Origin of the sequence: Sphingomonas desiccabilis (genome assembly GCF_004135605.1) — a bacterium.
Lineage (GTDB): Bacteria > Pseudomonadota > Alphaproteobacteria > Sphingomonadales > Sphingomonadaceae > Sphingomonas > Sphingomonas desiccabilis.
Map to the genome: position 1 here is coordinate 492,793 of NZ_SDPT01000001.1, position 17,848 is coordinate 510,640.

Here is a 17,848-nt window from a genome sequence, read left to right on the forward strand (position 1 = left end):
GAAGCAGGCGACTCCTCCCCGGCGGGACTGCCGAGGGCGCGCGCGTGTAGCCCCCGTACGGGCGGACGCAAAGCTGAATCGCGGCTGCGACGACGCGCTCCTGAAGGGCAGCTTCCCGAGGCCATCCCATCTGCTAGGGGACGACTCGAACCATAAGGGACAGGAACCGGTGCGCGATCTTCTCCAACTGCAGGTACACGACTTCGAGGTGCAGGTTCTGACCGGCGTCTATTCGGAAGAGACGCACCTGCCACAGCCGCTGCGTATTTCGATGACGGTCGACCTCGACTGCCCCGAACATTTCGCGCCCGACACGCCGCTGTCGGCCTCCAAGAGCTATCTCGACCTGAAGCACGCGGCGAGCGAGGCGTTGCCGCAGGGGGTACATTTCACGCTGATCGAAGGGGTTGCGGACCATATCGCACGCACCTTGTTCATCTCCGACCCGCGCGTGCAGCGGGTGGAGGTATCGATCGTGAAGCTCGCGATCGCCGAGGCGGGCGAATCGATCGGGATCCGGCTGGTGCGTCACCGCCCGTGACCTCGCCTGCCGCTGCCCGCCCGCTGGCGCTGGTCACCGGAAGCTACCGGCGGCTCGGGGCCCATATCGCGGCCCGGCTGGGAGAGGCAGGCTATGCGCTGGCACTGCACGCAAGCAGCGAGGGCGAGCCGGATGCGGATCTGCTTGCCACGCTCGACGCTGCGGGCGCGCCGCATGGATGCTTTGCAGCGGAGCTTTCCGATGCCGAGGCGGTGGCAGGGCTCGTGCCGGGCGTGGCGGCGCATTTCGGGCAGCCGGTGACGCTTCTGGTCAACAACGCCTCCTGCTTCCGTGCGGAGGACGCGGCAGTGCCCGGCATGGACGCGCTGGTGCGGCATTTCGCAGTGAACGCCGCCGCGCCATTCGCGCTCGCCGCCGCAGTTGCCGCGCAGGCGCCTCCGGAAGGGGCTTGCGTCATCAACATGCTGGACGAGCGCATCGTCCAGCCGCCTGCGGACCAGCTGGCCTACACGATTTCGAAGCAGGCGCTGGCGGAGGTCACCCGCACGCTCGCCTATGCGCTGAAGCCCGGCGTCCGGGTGAACGGCGTCGCGCCCGGGCTGACGATCCCGACCGCCGATTATACGCCCGGGCAGGTGGCGCGACTCGCCGGCCTCATGCCGCTCGCGCGCTTGCCGGAACCCGACGACATCGCCGATGCGGTGCTGTTCTTAGCGGGTGCGCGGTCGACGACGGGGCAGGTGCTGTTCGTGGACGGAGGCGCGAATCTGCGCCGGTTCGAGCGGGATTTCGTCCATCTTGCCCGCGAGGGCGAGGGCGACTGATTGCCCTCGCCCTCGCGGAAGATCAGGCGCCGGCGCCGGGCCCGGCGCGGCAGGGGCCGAGCGAGCGCAGGACGAACCGAAAGTCCTCCGAGGCGATTCGCGCGCCTTCCTCGTCCTGGGTCTCCAAGGCTGAGGCGGGCAGGCTGCGCGGAAGCCCGCAGGCGAGTCGATACCAACCCAGCGTGTCGCGCTGCGGCGGGCCTGCACCTTCATTGACGATGTCGCCGAACGACACTGCCCAGCGCGGCGGCTGATTCGGGCGCCGCAGCACGAGCAGCGAGACCGGATCGCCGGTTTCGGTCTTCAGGAAGATCTGCGTTTCTCCCTCGCCCGGCAGCGTTCCCACGACGTGGAAGGCGTTGCCGATGCCGGTGATGGCAGGCGGTGCGTCGCGGTCCAGGATCTCGCGGACGACACCGCGGGCACGCGCGTCGAGCGCCGGGCTCCAGCTCCGCTGCGCATCGAGCTGTACGAGCTGAACCTGATCCGGCCGGCCGGCGACCGGGCGGGCGAAGATCAGCACCCGCATCTTCTTCAGGCTGGGCGTGCGACCGCGGAAGTCGAGAGGAATATCAACTAGATAGCCGATCTGCGCCGGCATCGCACCCGATCCCCGGATCAATGCCCCGACCTGCGCCTCGACGTAGAAGCGGGCCGCGTTGGCGGCGACGCCCGCGGCCTCGGCACCCTTGATGCGCGTGGCGCTGGTGATCGTCGCGTCGATGACCAGAGGTGCGGCGAGCACCAGGTCGGCCACCTCCGCATAGCCGATGCCCGGCTGCTCGACCGGCGCAGCCTGCTGGGCCGCAGCCGGGAAGGAGAGGGGGGCGAAAAGCAGCAGTGCCGCCGATGCGGATGCAGGATAAAGTCGAAACATGGTTGCCAGCATCTACGCGATCTTGCAGCATCGACCTAGGCCGATTCAAGATGCGGGCGTTCGTACCGACGATTGCACTTTTGTTGCGTCTGACAAAGCGTTTGCGTCGCGGAAAGTGCCACGATAGAGAATCGGCGGTGTTCCCAGCAGCGCTACGGCGGTGGTGCGGATGCAAGGTCGCGGGCTGCGAACGCGCTCCGTACCACTCGGTGTGAGGCTAAAGGAGTTTTGTTGCTGAATGGCCTATGCTGATCAAAAAGCGGGTCCTGGGCGCATCGTCGCAATCGCCGTCGTGGCGTTGCTGCACGTGCTCATTGGGTACGCATTTATATCTGGTCTCGCGTACAAGTACGTGAAGAAGCAGGTGGAGGACCTGGACACGTTCGACATCGTCGAGCCGCCGCCCCCGCCTGAGGAAGTCCCGCCGCCGCCGCCGCCGCCGCCGGATCAGCCGCCGCAGTCGCCGCCGCCGGTGGTGACGCCGCCGCCGATCGTGCGCGTGCAGACGCCGCCGCCGGTGGTGATCCAGTCCGTTACGACTCCGCCGCCGACGTACAACCCGGTTCCGGTCGCGGCACCGCCTGCGCCGCCGGCACCGCCTGCGCCGCCGGCACCGCCTGCGGTGAGCAAGAAGGCGGGTCTGCGTGGCAACCCCGGCCAGTTCTTCGGTCGCGATGCGTATCCGCCGTCGGCGGTTCGCGAGGGTGCCGAAGGTCGGGTGAGCGCCCGGCTGACGGTCGGCACCGACGGTCGCGTCAGCGACTGCGTCGTCACCTCCTCGAGCGGCAATTCCGCTCTGGATCAGACGACCTGTCGCATTTCGAAGAGCCGCGTGCGGTTCACGCCGGCGCAGGACGCGGCGGGCAACCCGGTCGTCTCGACCTATCCGCTCAGCGTGACCTGGAAGCTCGAGGACCAATAATCGCTACAAGGCCCGGCGCTTGTGCGCCGGGCACCTTAGAACCATTCGCGCATGCTTCTGTAAGGGATACATCTCACAATGCTCACCAACATCTTTGCTGCCGGGGCTCCTGCCGGCGCTCCGAACTTCGGCTTCTGGGAAGCTCTGCAGCAGGGCGGTGCGATCGCCTGGACCGTGCTCGCCATCCTGGTGATCATGTCGGTCGGCTCGTTCTACATCCTGTTCACCAAGCTGTTCGAGCAGCAGAAGATCATCAACCAGGCGAAGCGCGTCCGCGCGACCTTCTGGCAGTCGAACTCGCTGCGCGAAGGCGCCGCCAAGCTCGACAAGAACTCCGCATATCGCCAGATCGTCGACGACGGCCTCGCCGCCCAGGAGCAGCACGCCAAGCTGACTGATCCGGTCGAGGCGCATGACTGGCTGCACGGCTCGCTCGCGCGCTCGGAAGCCGCGATCAACTCGAAGCTCGGCGCGGGCCTCGCGTTCCTCGCGACCGTCGGCGCGACCTCGCCGTTCGTCGGTCTGTTCGGTACCGTGGTCGGCATCTACCGCGCGCTGGTGAAGATCGGTGCCGCTGGCCAGGCGGCCATCGGCGACGTCGCCGGCCCGGTCGGTGAAGCGCTGATCATGACCGCCATCGGTCTGGTCGTCGCGGTTCCCGCCGTGCTCGCCTACAACTGGCTGCAGCGCCGCAACAAGTCGATCGCGGAAGACCTGTCGGCCTTCTCGAACGACGTGCTGGGCTTCCTGGCCTCGAACGGTGCGGTTCGCCCGGCGCTCGCTTCGAAGGGCACCGTTGCTGCCAAGCCGGCCGTGACCGCCGCGAAGCCGGTGACGGGCACCACGACCGCCGGCCAGACCGGTGGCGTGCCGCCCCGTTCGTAAGACGACGACACCCCGCCGGGCTCACCCCCGGCGGGACGACGTGACGAAAACGAGAATAGGATAGCCTTATGGCGATGAGTGTTGGCGGCGACGGCTCCGAAGAAAAGCCGCTTTCGGACATCAATACGACGCCGCTCGTGGACGTGATGCTGGTGCTCCTGATCATCTTCCTGATCGCGGTGCCGGTGGTGGTCCAGTCGGTGGAACTGCAGCTTCCGAAGGTGGAGTTCGAGCCGACGACGACCAAGCCTGAGAACGTGTCGCTCTCCGTGCGCGGCTCCGGCAACAGCTGTGAGGTGTATTGGAACCTCACGCCGGTCAGCAGCGGGGAACTCCGCGAGCGCGCGGTCAAGAAGCTCGAGGACGAGGTCGCACGTCAGGGCGGCCCGAACGCCCCGGGCGTCGAGCTTCCCGAGGTTCACATCCGCGGTGACGTGAACACCCCGTACCGCTGCATCGGCGGCACCATCTACACGATGCAGTCGGCTGGCTTCGCCAAGGTCGGCTTCATCTCGGAGCCCGAGCCGGGCGGCACGCCCCGTCTCTGATGCCGGCGTTTTCGAGGAGTAGTCTCACATGGCAATGAGTGGCGGCCGCGATGACGGCGAGCCGATGATGGAAATGAACACGACGCCGCTGATCGACGTCCTGCTCGTGCTCCTCATCATGTTCATCATCACCATCCCAATCCAGACGCATGCGGTGAAGGTGGATCTGCCCCAGCCCGACGACCGCAATGTCGTGACGGTAGACCCGCAAAAGAACAAGATTGCGATCACGGCAGACGGCGTCGTCACCTGGAACGGTGCGACGGTCGACGAAGTGACGCTGCGTCAGTATCTCGACCAGACTGCGGCGATGTCGCCGGAGCCGGAACTCCACTTCCAGCCGGACGCGAATGCGCGTTACGACGTGGTGGATGGCATTCTGTCGATCATCAAGCGGTCCAACGTGACCAAGCTTGGGTTCGTCGGCAACGAGCAGTACCGCAACGACTTCTGATCCGGCGCGCCGGACCAGCAAGCGATCGAGAAGCGCCCGCGCGGACCTCCGCGCGGGCGTTTTGCTATCTGACGGGCCGCTGGACAGGCCTAGGCACGGTTCGGTGCTGCGGGGAGGGAGCGGGGGTGGCCGGGACGCAGAGCCACCCTGAGGGGTGAGGAGCCGCCCCCCAGAGGCGAGGCGGCGCCGATGGGAACCGGGCCCCTACACAGAGGGGGCGGGAGACAGGTGCTCGAATGTGCCAGCTGGTGCTCGGCCTTGCCGCGCCATCAGACGAGGGTGGGGACGGGCGCCCTCTTCGAAGCGCGACTGCGCGATCCGGAACTTACCCGGCCCGGGCTCGAGATCGGCGATCCTATGCTTCGCGCAGCCCGCGGCCGGAACTCCAACGATTGCAGATTACGCCGGTTGCGGAGTGCGACCAAGGCGCGCCGCTTGTGGCTGGCTTGCTCTTTGCCGCAGCGGGAAGGGTGTCACGGTCCAACCGCGCCGCTGCGGTTCGCTGGCTGTAGCGCCGTCCTGCACGTCCGTCGCCCTGGCAGGAATCCATGCAGCGGGACGGAACTCCCGTCCGGCGTCGGCCCGGGCGCGGAGCAACACCGGTCGTTCGTCCTGAGCGGAAAGCCCGAGGGACGGTCTCCTTATAGCCGCGGCAGGGTGACCCCGCGCTGTCCCATATATTTGCCCGCGCGATCGGCGTAGCTGGTCTCGCAGGGCTCGTTGCCCTTCAGGAACAGGAACTGGCACGCGCCTTCGTTGGCGTAGATCTTGGCTGGAAGGGGGGTCGTGTTCGAGAATTCGAGCGTGACATGGCCCTCCCACTCGGGCTCGAGCGGGGTCACGTTCACGATGATGCCGCAGCGCGCATAGGTGGATTTGCCGAGGCAGATCACCAGCACGTCGCGCGGTACCCGGAAATATTCAACCGTCCGGGCCAGCGCGAAGCTGTTGGGCGGGATGATGCACACGTCCGTCTGGCGATCGACGAAGCTGTTCGACGCGAAGTCCTTGGGGTCTACAGTCGCCGAATCGACGTTGGTGAATATCTTGAACTCGTCCGCCACGCGCGCGTCGTAGCCGTAGGAGGACAGGCCGTAGCTGATGCAGCCCTCGCGCCGCTGAGCCTCGACGAACGGTTCGATCATGCGGTGCTCGACCGCCTGTTCGCGGATCCAGCGGTCGGAAAGAATCGCCATGGTGTCCCCCTGCTTTGGCAGGGAGCCTTTGCCGCCTTTGGTGGTCTGGGCAACCCCCGGCATGGCCGATCGATCAAGCGGGCGCGCCCGCGCATCCCGCCGCCCGCCGTCGGACCGGTTGCGCGGGGGAGCGGGAAGTGAGAGAAAAAGCACCGGTTCCTCGGGGCTTCGTCGCCATTGTGCACGAGAGGAGCGAGCATGTTGCAACGCCTTCAGGATCATCACGGCTGGATTCTGGCGCTGCTCAAGGAGGGTGAGCCGTTTCTTCGCGATCCGCAGTTGCGCCCGTCCGCGGCCTTCCTGGCGACCCGCCGCAGCGCGATGGGGCGGCTGTTGACCTCCTATCAGCAGTTCATCCACCGCGAGGTCTTCGATCCGATCATTGCGGGCGGCGATCCCCGGGACGCCGCGCTCGCCCGGACGATGAAGATCGACTGCATCGAACTGACGGAGAGCTTCCGCGCCTTCCAGCGGCGCTGGATCGCAGAGGATGCGGTGGAGCGCTGGAGCGAATATCACCCCGCGGCCGTCCGCATGGTAGAGCGGCTGCAGCGCCACATCGTCGAGGTCGCAGCAATGGCGCGCGAGGTGTCGCTTCCGCAGCCTGCGGCGCCCGCGACCGGAACCGACCCTCAGGGCGAAGCCTGATCGCCACGACCCCGCAGAATGACGCCGGGCTTGCCACGGGGCCGGGCCTTGTCCATATGGCGCGCGGGAGTCGGGCGGACGGTGCCGTCGCCAACCCGGTCAGGTCCGGAAGGAAGCAGCCGCAACGATTCCGTACCGGGTCGTTCCGGCTCCCACCTCAACCCGTCGCTGGTTCCTTGCCGGAAGGCGTCGCAAGCCTCCTCTTTGCAGCCCGCGGCTTCGACAGCCGCCGCGCGAGCCGCTAAGGATCGGCCGACATGTCCGATTCCTTCCTAGACCTGGGCGAGACGCCGCAGCCCGCCGCTAAGGCGGACGCCTATCGGGTGCTGGCCCGCAAATACCGGCCGCAGACCTTTTCCCAGCTGATCGGCCAGGACGCGATGGTCACGACGCTGGGAAATGCGATCAAGCGCGACCGGCTGGCCCATGCTTTCCTGCTCACCGGGGTACGCGGGGTCGGCAAGACCTCCACCGCGCGGCTGATCGCCAAGGCGCTCAACTGCATCGGTCCGGACGGGCAGGGTGGCCCCACCATCGACCCTTGCGGGGTGTGCGAGCCGTGCCGCGCGATCGCCGAGGGGCGCCACATCGACGTGATCGAGATGGACGCCGCCAGCCACACCGGCATCGACGACATCCGCGAGATCATCGAGGCATCGCGCTATGCGGCGGTGTCGGCGCGCTACAAGATCTACATCATCGACGAAGTCCACATGCTGTCGAAGGCGGCCTTCAACGGCCTGCTCAAGACGCTGGAGGAGCCGCCCGGCCATGTGAAGTTCCTGTTCGCCACGACCGAGGTGAACAAGGTGCCGGTGACGGTGCTGTCGCGCTGCCAGCGGTTCGACCTGCGCCGCATCCCCGCCGAACTGCTCGCCGGGCATTTCGCGCATGTGGTGGCGGCCGAAGGCTTCGAGGCGGAGCCCGAAGCGCTCGCGCTGATCGCGCGTGCGGCCGAGGGTTCGGCACGCGATGGCCTCTCAATCCTCGACCAGGCGATCGCGCACGCCGGCATGGAGGGTGAGGGCGTGCGCGCCGACGCGGTGCGGGCGATGCTGGGGCTGTCCGATCGCGGCGCGATCCGCGAGCTCTTCCGGCTGCTGCTCGCCGGGGAGGCGGCACCGGCGCTCGCGGCGTTGCGCGGCCAGTACGACCTGGGTGTCGATCCGCAGGCGGTGCTGCGCACCCTGCTGGAGACGGTACATGGCGTGACGCTTGCCAAGGTGGGGGCCGCTCCGCCGGCCGGGCAGTCGGCGGAGGAGCGCGAGGCGCTTGGCCATTGGGCCGAGTCGCTGTCCTTTTCCATGCTCCACCGGTTGTGGCAGCTGCTGCTGAAGGGGCATGACGAGGTCGCGCGCGCGGCGCTGCCGATCGAAGCCTGCGAGATGGCGCTGCTGCGCGTGATCCATGCGTCGAGCCTGCCGGACCCGGGCGAACTCGCACGGGCGCTGGCGGAAGGGCGTGGACCGGCGCTGCCCGCCGGGGGCCCGCCGCACGGCGCCAGTGCACCCGCGCCTGCGGAGGCGCCGGTCGCGGCCGCCGAGCCGGAGCCAGCACCGCCGGCGCTGCCCGACAGCGTGGAGGCGATCGCCGATCTGCTGGAGAAGCACGGCCGCCACACCCTGCAGGTGCAGGTCCGCAACCATGTCCGCCCGATCCGCCTGGAGCCGCCGGAGCTCGAAATGTCCGGCGCACGGCCGTTGCCGACGGACTTCACCCGCGACCTGGGCCTGGCGCTTCGCGAGATCACCGGCCAGACGTGGAGCATCCTGATCGGCGAGGGGGCAGGGAACCCGACGCTGCGCGAAACGCTGGCGGCACAGGCCGAGGCGGAGCGCGCGGAGATACTGGCGTCGCCCCTGGTGGTGGCGGCCATGGCAGCCTTTCCGGGCGCCGAACTCGATCACTGGAAACGCAAGGACGGGAGCATCGCTCGATGAAGGACCTCAACGACATCATGGCCATGGCGCAGAATGTGCAGGCCGAGCTGGAAAAGGCGCAGGCCAGCCTCGACGCGATCGAGGTCGAGGGCCAGTCCGGCGGCGGGCTGGTGAAGATCCGCGCCTCGGCAAAGGGCCGAATCATCGGCGTGGACCTCGACGATTCGCTGCTGCAACCCAGTGAAAAGCAGATGCTGGAAGACCTGATCGCCGCTGCCCTGAACGACGCACGCGCCAAGGCGGACGCCGCCAGCCAGGGCGAGATGGCCAAGCTCACGAGCGGCATGCCGCTGCCCCCGGGCTTCAAGCTGCCGTTCTGATCGGGCAGGTAGCCGCGGGACGGCTCGGGAACTTTCGTTTCGAAGGCGGAGTTAATCCGCATTCGAAACGGAAGGGAGTGAATGCCATGTCTGACGATCGCATCGATACGACGACGACCACCACGGGCGCTGCGCCCCACACCACGGTCGTGGAACGCCGCAGCGGCGGCGGCGGCACTGCGCTTCTCGCCATCGTGCTGCTGATCGCGGTGCTGATCGGCGGCTATTTCCTGCTGCGTGCCAGCAACAACGACACGATCCAGACCGAGGCGGTCGCGGGCGCGGCCAAGAGCGTCGGCGATGCGGCCGACAAGGCCGGCAGCGCGGTGAGCGACGCCGCGGACGGCGAAACCAAGTAATGTTGACGGACGCCTGACCTCAGCGGAGGCAGGCGTCCAGTTCCTGCCGGCGCACCACGCCCACGCGCGCGGCGATGGTGTTGCCGTGCCGGCGGGTGAAGCCGTGCGGCGCGATCGCTGCGCGCTTCTTGGGCAACGGCAGCACCGCGGCGATCCGTGCCGCTTCCGAGGGTGAAAGCACATCGGCCCCGTGCTTGAAGTAGCGGCGGGCGCCAGCCTCGACACCATAGGTGCCGATGCCGGTTTCGGCGACGTTGAGGTACACCTCCATGATCCGCCGCTTGCCCCAGATGTTCTCGATCAGCAGCGTGAACCACGCTTCCAGCGCCTTGCGGACATAGCCGCCGCCCTGCCACAGAAAGACGTTCTTCGCCGTCTGCTGGCTGATCGTGGAGCCGCCGCGGATGCGCCCGCCGCGCGCGTTGCGCTTCGCGGCGTCGGCAATGGCGTCGAAGTCGAAGCCGCTGTGGGAGCAGAAGCCGGAGTCCTCGCCGGCGATGACGGCGCGCGCCATGTCGGGATCGATGCGGGAGAGCGGGCGCCAGGACTTGGTGACGCCGTGGCCCGTGAAGACGTCCCCCAGCATTGTCCAGGTGATGGGAACGGGTACGAAGCGGTAGACCACCGTCATCGCGACGGAGAGGGCCACGAACCCCAGCACGAGCTTGACGAGCCACCCCAGCAGGCGGCGGACGGGCGATCGGGTTCGGACTGCGGCGACCATGGCCGACAGCTAGAGCGAAGCGAGCCGGATTGGAACCGCCCGCGCGACGCTTGGAGCCGATCGGGGACGCGCCGCGGTGGCGCGCCCCGAAAGGTTCAGGCGGTGGCGAGCAGGCGCTTGTCGCCGGCTAGGCGCATCATCGCCTTTTGCAGCTTCTCGAACGCGCGCACCTCGATCTGGCGGACGCGCTCGCGGCTCACGCCATAGACCTGGGAAAGTTCCTCCAGCGTCTTGGGATCGTCGGTCAGGCGCCGCTCGGTCAGGATGTGCTTCTCGCGGTCGTTCAAGTCGTCCATCGCCTCGACCAGCATGCCGTGGCGGACGTCGGCTTCCTGCGCGTCGGCGACGCGCTCGTCCTGGAGCGGGCCTTCGTCGGCCAGCCAATCCTGCCACTGGCTCTCGCCATCCTCGCGCATGGGCACGTTGAGCGAGGTGTCGCCGCCCATCGCCATGCGGCGGTTCATGGAGGTGACCTCGTCCTCGGTCACGCCCAGGTCGGTCGCGATCTTGGCGAGATGCTCGGGGCTGAGGTCGCCGTCCTCGAACGCATCGAGCTTGGACTTCATGCGCCGCAGGTTGAAGAACAGCTTCTTCTGCGCCGCGGTGGTGCCCATCTTCACGAGCGACCAACTGCGCAGGATGAATTCCTGGATCGAGGCGCGGATCCACCACATCGCATAGGTGGCGAGGCGGAAGCCCCGGTCCGGCTCGAACTTCTTGACGCCCTGCATCAGGCCGATGTTCCCTTCCGAGATCAGCTCGGACACGGGCAGGCCATAGCCGCGATAGCCCATCGCGATCTTGGCCACGAGCCGCAGGTGGCTGGTCACCAGCTGCGCCGCAGCCTCGGTGTCGCCATGCTCCTGGAACCGCTTCGCGAGCATATATTCCTGCTCGGGGGCCAGGATCGGAAACTTCCGGATCTCCGACAGGTAGCGGTTGAGGCTCGCTTCGCCGCCCAGTGCGGGAATCGTCGCGGGGACGTTGCTGCCGCTAGCCATGATCGCTTCTCCCTTATTTGCGCAGGCTTTCCTCGAAAAGCGCGCGCCCAGCTTATACGTGAAGATGGTGCAACAGTTCCTGCATGTCTGCCGGAACTTCGCTATGGAACGCTAAAGCGTGCCTTAGCACGGGGTGGATGAACCCGAGATGTGCCGCGTGCAGGGCCTGGCGCCGGAAACCCAGGGTTTCCAGGGCCTGGCGGTGCTGCGGACGCACCCGGCCGTACACAGGATCGCCGACCAGGGGATGGCCGATGGAGGCCATGTGGACCCGCACCTGATGGGTGCGCCCGGTCTCCAGCCGGCATTCCACCAGCGCCGCCTCGCGCAGCGGACGCACCAGCGACCAATGGGTCACCGCCCGCTTACCACCCTGGACGATCGCGATCTTCTTGCGATTGGTGGACGAGCGCGCGAGCGGCGCGTCGATGGTGCCGCTGCCGGTCTTCGGGCGGCCCGACACGATCGCCTGGTAGCGACGATCGATCGAGTGCGCCTTGAACTGGCGTGCCAGTCCCTCGTGTGCCTGGTCGTGCTTGGCGGCGACAAGGAGCCCGGAGGTGTCCTTGTCGATGCGGTGGACGATGCCGGGCCGGGCGACGCCGCCGATGCCCGACAATTGCCCCGCGCAATGGTGGAGCAGCGCATTGACCAGCGTGCCGTCGGGATTGCCCGCCGCCGGATGTACGACCAGCCCGGCGGGCTTATCGACCACGATCAGATGCTCGTCCTCGAACACGACGGTGAGCGCGATGTCCTGCGCCGCGTTGTGCGCGGGTTCGGGCGCGGGGATGTGCACGTCGAACCGGTCGCCGGCCCGCGCCTTGCGCGCGGGATCGGAGGCAGCAGTGCCGTCGCTCGCCAGCACCTTGCCCGACGCCATCAGCGCCTTCAGCCGCTCGCGCGACAGGTCCGGCAGCGCGTGCGCAAGGGCACGGTCCAGACGCCACCCGTCGGCAGTTTCGGCGACCTGCGCCGCGATGATGGAATCCCCCCGGATCATGTTCTAGCTAGATGGGAATGGCGCTGGAGATTGCAACCGGGATCGCGCAGGCGATCCGCGATGCCGCGGCGGCCTCGCCCGACCGGGAGGTGTGCGGCCTGCTCCTCGGCGCGCCCGGCCGGGTCACGGGGCTGATGCCGGCCGCCAATGTCGCCGCGCATCCGGCGACCAGCTTCGAGATCGATCCGGGCGCGTTGCTCACCGCCCACCGCGCCGCGCGCGGAGGCGGGCCGGTGGTGCTGGGCCACTACCACTCGCATCCCAGGGGCCCGGTGCGTCCGTCCAGCGCGGATGCCGCGGCGTCGCACGCCGACGGCGCCTTGTGGATCATCGCCAATGCAGAAACGCTCGGCTGCTGGCGCGCCGTGGCGGAGGGGCCTGTTGCCGGGCGGTTCGTCCCGGTCACGCTACGCTTTGTCGGCTGAGGTTGCGGAGACCGTCCGGCAACGTCAGAAGGTGCGCCGAACACCCATTTCGGATCGGATTTCCGCCATGCAGATCAGCGCCACCGATTTTGCGAGCCTGTTGTGCTCCCGGCTGTGCCACGATCTTCTCAGCCCGGTCGGCGCGCTGAACAACGGGCTGGAACTGCTTGCGGACGAACAGGATCCGGCGATGCGCGCGCGCTGCCTGGAACTGCTGGCGGAGAGTGCACGCGCTTCTGCCAACAAGCTGAAGTTCTTCCGGCTGGCCTTTGGCGCCGCCGGCGGGTTCGGCGACGTAGTCGACACGCGCGAGGCGCGCGCCGCGATCGACGGGCTGTTCCTGGAAAACCACCGGGTGAAGCTCGGCTGGATGGTCGAGGAGCCGACGCTCCCCAAGCCTGCGATCAAGGCGCTGCTGAACCTGGCGCTGATCGGCGGCGACGCCCTGGTCCGCGGCGGTCAGCTCGACATCGGTGCCGAGGCGAACGCCGCCGGCGTCGAGATCGTCGTGCGTGCAGACGGGCCGCGGATCGTGCTGGACCCCGAGCTGCGCGATGCGCTGTCGGGGGAAGGAGACCTGCTGGCGCCGCGCGCAGCGGCTGCGTTCCTGGCCCATGCGCTGGTAAAGCAGGGCGGCGGCACGCTTCAGGTTTCCCCTCCGGAAGCGGACGTGCTGCTGTTCGGCGCCTCTTTCCCCCGGAGCTAACCCCCTTTTAACCCGGGGCGGGCATGTCTCCCCGGGGAAACAGGGACTTTATGGACGATCTTCTCCGGGAGTTCATCGCAGAAACGCGCGAGACGCTGGAGGCATTGTCCGGCGAGATCGTGGCTTGGGAGGCAACCCCGGGCGACCGCGCACGGCTCGATGCCATCTTCCGTTTCGTCCACACCGTCAAAGGGAGCTGCGGCTTCCTGGGGCTGCCGCGGCTTCAGCGGCTGAGCCACGCCGCCGAGGATGTGCTGGCCGACGTCCGGGCGGGTACGCGCACGCCGGACCGCGCCCTCGTCAATGCGGTGCTGGCGTTGGTCGATCGCATCGGGGTGCTTGTCGAGGCGCTGGACGCGGGCACGATCTTGCCGGAGACCGACGAGGACGGGTTGATCGCCGCTCTGGCGCCCGGCGCGCCCGAAGTCGTGCCGCTCCCGCAGGCGAGCCCGCGCAGGGGGCCCCGAACCGTGCGGCTGGGGGTTGACCTGCTCGACCGGATGATGGCCGGCATGTCGGACATGGTGCTCGCGCGCAACGAGTTGGCGCGGCTGCTGCGCCAGGGGAACGCCGGCCCCGGCGTGGAGGCGGCGCTCGCGCGGCTCTCCCTCTCCATCGCCGAGATGCGGGATGCGGTGACGCGCACCCGCATGCAGAAGATCGAGACGCTGTTCGCCGGCGTTCCCCGGCTCGTCCGCGACACCGCGGCGGAACTGGGGAAATCGGTCACGCTGACGCTTGAGGGAAGCGATGTCGAGGTCGATCGCGACATGGTCGAGGTCATGCGCGATCCGCTCGTGCACATGGTGCGCAACGCGATCGATCACGGCATCGAGAACGCCGCCGAGCGGCGCGCCGCCGGCAAGCCCGAGGCAGGGCAGCTGACGATCGCGGCGCGACAGGCGGGCAACCAGATCGTCCTGGAAGTCTGCGACGACGGGCGCGGGATCGACGTGGACCGGCTGGTCGAGAAGCTCGCCGCCTCCGGCACCCGGTGCGAGGCGCAGTTGCGCAAGCTCGATGCTGCCGCCGGTGCCGACCTGATCTTCGAGCCGGGTTTGTCCGTGCGCGACGTGGCAACGCCGATCTCGGGGCGGGGCGTCGGCATGGACGTGGTCCGGTCGGCGGTCGACCGGATCGGCGGGCGGATCGAGCTGGACAACCGGCCGGGGTGCGGGCTTCGGATCCAGATCCATGCGCCGCTGACGCTGTCGATCATTCCCGCGATCCTGGTTGCGGTGGGGGAGCAGTGCTTCGCCGTTCCGCGCCAGATCGTCGAGGAAATCGTCGTGGGTCCGCGCGCCCGCGTCCAGGACGATGACGGGCTGGACATGGTGCAGGTGCGGACGCGCCGGATGCCGCTGGTGGCCCTGGCTTCGGTGCTGGACCTCCCGCCGCCGCGCGCAGAGCCGCAGACGCTGGTCGTGGTGAGCGCGCCGGGCGGCTGCTTCGCCCTCGCCGTCGACGGGGTGCTCGATCAACAAGAACTGGTGGTGAAGCCGGCGTCGCCGCCGGTGATGGCGACCGGCCTTTATGCGGGAACGACGTTGCCCGACAGCGGCAAGCCGATGCTGCTGCTCGATTGCGCCGGGATCGCCAGCGCAGCCGGCGTCCGCTTCGCCCGGGTGCCCGGACCCCGCCTCGGCGACCCGGATCCTGGGGAAGAGAACGCGCGCGAGGATGGCCCTCCAGCGCTGGTGTTCGTCGACCTGGACGGTGTCCGGCGGGTGGTGCCGCTCGCGGCAGTGGACCGGATCCAGCAGGCCAGGGGCAACGCCATCGACGATACGCAGGGTCGCCTGCGGCTGTTGCTGGACGGAAAATGGCTGGCGGCCGAGGCCGTGGCCCCGGTCGGAGATTGCGGCGAATTGACCGTGCTGCGCCTGACGAATGGGCGGCAGGAACTCGCCTATGCCGCACGGCATGCCGTCGACATCGTGCATCTCCCCGGGACCATGGAAGCCGCCGGTACGGCAGGGCGGATCGCGGGGACGGTGCTGCTCAACAAGCAGCGCGTCGAGCTGATCGACGTGGAGTGGCTCCTGGGGCGGCTGGAGCCCGCCACGCCTTCGCGGCCGCGGGGCGGGCCGCTCTGCCTGCTCGCGGCGCCTGCCTATGGACCCCTGGCGGCGTTCGTTGGCCCGCTGCTGGAGCAGCATGGCTATCGCGTCGCGCTGGGCCGCGCATCGTGGGAGCGCCCGGCCGTGGTGCTGATGACCGAAGCGGCTGCGCACGCAGCCACGGCGTCCGATCGCAGGGGCGAGCCGCCGGTGATCCGCCTGCGCAACCTGCCGGAGCCGGCAGGGCCCGGCGACACCAGCATCTACCGCTATGATTCGGATGCGCTGCTCGCGGCGATCGCGAACTACACCAGAGCTCCGGGCGCTCTTCAATGAACGGGCTCTACCTGGTCGCGCGGATTGCCGATCAGGCGGTGGCGATCGCGTCGGGCGGGACCAGCAGCGCCGTCGAGCTCGGCGAGATCACGCCGGTCCCCCGCGCGCCACGGGCGGTGCTGGGCCTGGCGGCGCTGCGCAGCTGGGCCGTGACGGTGATCGACACGCCGCTGGCGATCGGCCTCTCGCACAGCAGCGCGCGGTCGAACCATGGGGTGGCGGTGAGGGTCGAGGGGCATGATTATGCGCTGTTGGCCGACGGGTCGCCGAAGGTGGTCGCGCTGGAAGCGCAGCCGCTGGGGGCGGGCGCCGACCTGCCGTCCGCCTGGCGCCGGGTCGCGAGTGCGGCCGCGATGCGCGAGGGAACCCGCATTCTGGTCCTGGATGCCGCGGCAATCCTGGACGGGATCACCCAGCCTGCCTGACCCCCTCGCAAGATCGGTCCCGGCGTGCGATGCAGGTCCCAGGGGGATGTCATGAAAAGCTGTCTGGTCGTCGACGATTCAAGGGTCATCCGAAAGGTGGCGCGCCACATCCTGGAGGCGCTGCGCTTCGAGGTTCGCGAGGCCGCCGATGGCCGGGAGGCCCTGGCCAGCTGCCTCGCAACCCCTCCCGACGCGATCCTGCTGGACTGGAACATGCCCGTCATGAGCGGCATGGACTTCCTGCGCGCCCTTCGGGATGCGGGCCTGCCGCAGCAGCCGAAGGTGGTCTACTGCACGACGGAAGGCGACATGGCGCACATCCGCGCCGCGATCGAGGCGGGCGCCGACGAATATGTGATGAAGCCGTTCGATCGCGAGACCTTGGAGAGCAAATTCCAGATCGTCGGGCTCGCCTGATCGCCCGGCCGCCACGCTCCGCCGGTAGCGCGCGGCGCCGCCAGGCCTGCAGCTTGCCTTTGGCTGGTAGGCGACGCATCGCTTCGGCGTAGCTTGGGGACGGGGTGCATGCAGTTTATCGACAGGCCTTCGCCGAACTTCGACGATCGTTCGCTGCCGGTCACCATGGTGGTGCTGCACTACACCGGCATGCAGGACGCCGCGTCCGCCATCGCCCGGCTGGCCGATCCCGAGGCGAAGGTGTCGTGCCACTACCTCGTCGCGGAGGACGGTACCGTCGTCCGCATGGTCGACGAGGCGCGACGCGCCTGGCACGCCGGCCGCTCGCACTGGCGCGGGGTGACCGACATCAATTCCGCCTCGGTCGGCATCGAGATCGTCAATCCGGGCCATGAATGGGGCTATGTCCCGTTTCCCGACGAGCAGATCGACGCGGTGATCCGGCTGGTCGCCGACATCAAGCAGCGCCACGCCATCACCCGCGGGAATGTGGTCGGCCATTCGGACATCGCGCCGGCACGCAAGCAGGACCCGGGCGAGCTGTTTCCCTGGGGCAAGCTCGCGCGGCTGCGCCTGGCCCTGCCGCGGCCGACCAAGAACCTGATGGATCCGGGCTGGGCCGACAGCGGCTTCCTGCTCGCGCTCGAGCGGTTCGGCTATGACGTTTCCGATCCCGCCGCGGCGGTCACCGCCTTCCAGCGGCGCTTTCGCCCGGAGATGGTGGACGGGGTGATCGACGCCGAATGCCGCTGCCTGCTGCTGGCCCTCTTGCTGCCCAAGCCGCAGGGCGACGACTGAGCGGCTTTCCCCGGCGGCGAAGCTGCGCTAGGCGGGCCGGGTCAGAGGGTCGGGCGGCCGCGGCCCCGTTCGCGAGAACGGGGGCGAGGAAAGTCCGGGCTCCACGGAAACGACGGTGCCGGGTAACGCCCGGCGGGGGCGACCCCAGGGAAAGTGCCACAGAGAGCAAACGGCGACGGCTTCGGCCACGTCACGGTGAAAGGGTGCGGTAAAAGCGCACCGCGGGCCTGGTAACAGGAACGGCATGGCAAACCCCACCGGGAGCAAGACCGAATAGGGACGGCACATGGGCCTCGTTCCGGCCCGTCGTCCGGGTTGGTTGCTGGAGGCGGCGCGCGAGCGTCGTCCTAGAGGAATGGTCGCCTATCCCGCGTCATGCGGGTGGACAGAACCCGGCTTACAGACCCTCTGACGCGTTTCCGCGCCGCGCTGCGGCTCGCGATTTGCCGCCGTACCGGTCCGCGCAGGCGGCGCTCGA

General features: G+C 68.5%; 21 protein-coding genes and 2 other RNA genes. 18 read left to right on the top strand and 5 right to left on the bottom strand.

Annotation, left to right across the window (positions count from 1 at the left end; translation table 11 throughout):
- Positions 1 to 169 precede the first annotated feature (169 nt).
- Together EO081_RS02275 and EO081_RS02280 are read left to right on the top strand one after the other, a co-directional pair.
- Positions 170 to 541 (top strand): dihydroneopterin aldolase, encoded by a 372-nt coding sequence (locus EO081_RS02275; protein ID WP_125959804.1) that lies wholly within the window; start codon positions 170 to 172, stop codon positions 539 to 541.
- The gene (locus EO081_RS02280; protein WP_129340321.1) at positions 538 to 1,326 is read left to right on the top strand and encodes an SDR family oxidoreductase; all 789 of its coding nucleotides are present in this window, start codon (positions 538 to 540) and stop codon (positions 1,324 to 1,326) included. Before EO081_RS02275 ends, EO081_RS02280 begins: the two co-directional genes overlap by 4 nt.
- A 22-nt stretch (positions 1,327 to 1,348) precedes the next feature.
- Here EO081_RS02280 and EO081_RS02285 read toward each other — a convergent pair whose 3' ends face one another.
- On the bottom strand, positions 1,349 to 2,215 hold the full coding sequence (locus EO081_RS02285) for a hypothetical protein (protein ID WP_240697511.1): 867 nt from the start codon (positions 2,213 to 2,215) through the stop codon (positions 1,349 to 1,351).
- A gap of 226 nt (positions 2,216 to 2,441) precedes the next feature.
- On the opposite strand from EO081_RS02285, the gene EO081_RS02290 reads away from it, so the two are divergent.
- From EO081_RS02290 to EO081_RS02305, 4 genes are all read left to right on the top strand, one after another.
- Positions 2,442 to 3,125 (top strand): energy transducer TonB, encoded by a 684-nt coding sequence (locus tag EO081_RS02290; RefSeq protein WP_129340322.1) that lies wholly within the window; start codon positions 2,442 to 2,444, stop codon positions 3,123 to 3,125.
- 78 nt (positions 3,126 to 3,203) lie between these two features.
- A complete protein-coding gene (locus EO081_RS02295; RefSeq protein ID WP_129340323.1) occupies positions 3,204 to 4,010 on the top strand; it encodes a MotA/TolQ/ExbB proton channel family protein in 807 nt (268 codons plus the stop codon).
- A gap of 68 nt (positions 4,011 to 4,078) precedes the next feature.
- Positions 4,079 to 4,558 (top strand): ExbD/TolR family protein, encoded by a 480-nt coding sequence (locus tag EO081_RS02300; RefSeq protein ID WP_125959800.1) that lies wholly within the window; start codon positions 4,079 to 4,081, stop codon positions 4,556 to 4,558.
- Between the two features lie 28 nt (positions 4,559 to 4,586).
- Positions 4,587 to 5,012 carry an ExbD/TolR family protein gene (locus EO081_RS02305; protein ID WP_129340324.1) on the top strand — a complete coding sequence of 142 codons (426 nt, stop codon included), beginning with the start codon at positions 4,587 to 4,589 and terminating at the stop codon, positions 5,010 to 5,012.
- Positions 5,013 to 5,653: 641 nt separating this feature from the next.
- Here the strand turns inward: EO081_RS02305 and dcd are convergent.
- Complete coding sequence (dcd, locus tag EO081_RS02310) at positions 5,654 to 6,208, bottom strand: dCTP deaminase (RefSeq protein WP_129340325.1); 555 nt, start codon at positions 6,206 to 6,208, stop codon at positions 5,654 to 5,656.
- A 198-nt stretch (positions 6,209 to 6,406) separates the two neighbouring features.
- On the opposite strand from dcd, the gene EO081_RS02315 reads away from it, so the two are divergent.
- The 5 genes from EO081_RS02315 to EO081_RS02335 all read left to right on the top strand — a co-directional run bounded on the left by EO081_RS02315 (position 6,407) and on the right by EO081_RS02335 (position 9,475).
- Positions 6,407 to 6,856, top strand: a complete 450-nt coding sequence (locus EO081_RS02315) for a hypothetical protein (protein WP_129340326.1) — start codon at positions 6,407 to 6,409, stop codon at positions 6,854 to 6,856.
- Between the two features lie 62 nt (positions 6,857 to 6,918).
- Positions 6,919 to 7,016: signal recognition particle sRNA small type (gene ffs, locus EO081_RS02320), an RNA gene on the top strand.
- 97 nt (positions 7,017 to 7,113) lie between these two features.
- Positions 7,114 to 8,796 (top strand): DNA polymerase III subunit gamma/tau, encoded by a 1,683-nt coding sequence (locus EO081_RS02325; protein WP_129340327.1) that lies wholly within the window; start codon positions 7,114 to 7,116, stop codon positions 8,794 to 8,796.
- Entirely contained in the window at positions 8,793 to 9,116 is a 324-nt protein-coding gene (locus tag EO081_RS02330; RefSeq protein ID WP_129340328.1) for a YbaB/EbfC family nucleoid-associated protein, read from the top strand. Before EO081_RS02325 ends, EO081_RS02330 begins: the two co-directional genes overlap by 4 nt.
- Positions 9,117 to 9,202: 86 nt before the next feature.
- Positions 9,203 to 9,475, top strand: coding sequence for a hypothetical protein (locus EO081_RS02335; protein ID WP_129340329.1), 273 nt, complete (start codon positions 9,203 to 9,205; stop codon positions 9,473 to 9,475).
- A gap of 19 nt (positions 9,476 to 9,494) precedes the next feature.
- Here EO081_RS02335 and mtgA read toward each other — a convergent pair whose 3' ends face one another.
- From mtgA to EO081_RS02350, 3 genes are all read right to left on the bottom strand, one after another.
- A complete protein-coding gene (mtgA, locus tag EO081_RS02340; RefSeq protein ID WP_129340330.1) occupies positions 9,495 to 10,199 on the bottom strand; it encodes a monofunctional biosynthetic peptidoglycan transglycosylase in 705 nt (234 codons plus the stop codon).
- Between the two features lie 95 nt (positions 10,200 to 10,294).
- Positions 10,295 to 11,200, bottom strand: coding sequence for an RNA polymerase sigma factor RpoH (gene rpoH / locus EO081_RS02345; RefSeq protein WP_129340331.1), 906 nt, complete (start codon positions 11,198 to 11,200; stop codon positions 10,295 to 10,297).
- Between the two features lie 52 nt (positions 11,201 to 11,252).
- A complete protein-coding gene (locus tag EO081_RS02350; RefSeq protein WP_129340332.1) occupies positions 11,253 to 12,203 on the bottom strand; it encodes an RluA family pseudouridine synthase in 951 nt (316 codons plus the stop codon).
- 17 nt (positions 12,204 to 12,220) lie between these two features.
- Between EO081_RS02350 and EO081_RS02355 the strand changes: the two genes are divergently transcribed.
- The 7 genes from EO081_RS02355 (at position 12,221) to rnpB (ending at position 17,786) form a co-directional block, all read left to right on the top strand.
- Complete coding sequence (locus tag EO081_RS02355; RefSeq protein ID WP_129340333.1) at positions 12,221 to 12,628, top strand: M67 family metallopeptidase; 408 nt, start codon at positions 12,221 to 12,223, stop codon at positions 12,626 to 12,628.
- A gap of 67 nt (positions 12,629 to 12,695) precedes the next feature.
- On the top strand, positions 12,696 to 13,334 hold the full coding sequence (locus EO081_RS02360; RefSeq protein WP_129340334.1) for a histidine phosphotransferase family protein: 639 nt from the start codon (positions 12,696 to 12,698) through the stop codon (positions 13,332 to 13,334).
- A 50-nt stretch (positions 13,335 to 13,384) separates the two neighbouring features.
- On the top strand, positions 13,385 to 15,730 hold the full coding sequence (locus tag EO081_RS02365) for a chemotaxis protein CheA (protein ID WP_129340335.1): 2,346 nt from the start codon (positions 13,385 to 13,387) through the stop codon (positions 15,728 to 15,730).
- On the top strand, positions 15,727 to 16,155 hold the full coding sequence (locus EO081_RS02370; protein WP_129340336.1) for a chemotaxis protein CheW: 429 nt from the start codon (positions 15,727 to 15,729) through the stop codon (positions 16,153 to 16,155). Before EO081_RS02365 ends, EO081_RS02370 begins: the two co-directional genes overlap by 4 nt.
- Before the next feature lie 51 nt (positions 16,156 to 16,206).
- The gene (locus EO081_RS02375) at positions 16,207 to 16,572 is read left to right on the top strand and encodes a response regulator (RefSeq protein WP_129340337.1); all 366 of its coding nucleotides are present in this window, start codon (positions 16,207 to 16,209) and stop codon (positions 16,570 to 16,572) included.
- Between the two features lie 108 nt (positions 16,573 to 16,680).
- On the top strand, positions 16,681 to 17,370 hold the full coding sequence (locus EO081_RS02380; protein WP_129340338.1) for an N-acetylmuramoyl-L-alanine amidase: 690 nt from the start codon (positions 16,681 to 16,683) through the stop codon (positions 17,368 to 17,370).
- 41 nt (positions 17,371 to 17,411) lie between these two features.
- Positions 17,412 to 17,786: RNase P RNA component class A (gene rnpB, locus EO081_RS02385), an RNA gene on the top strand.
- Positions 17,787 to 17,848: the final 62 nt, after the last annotated feature.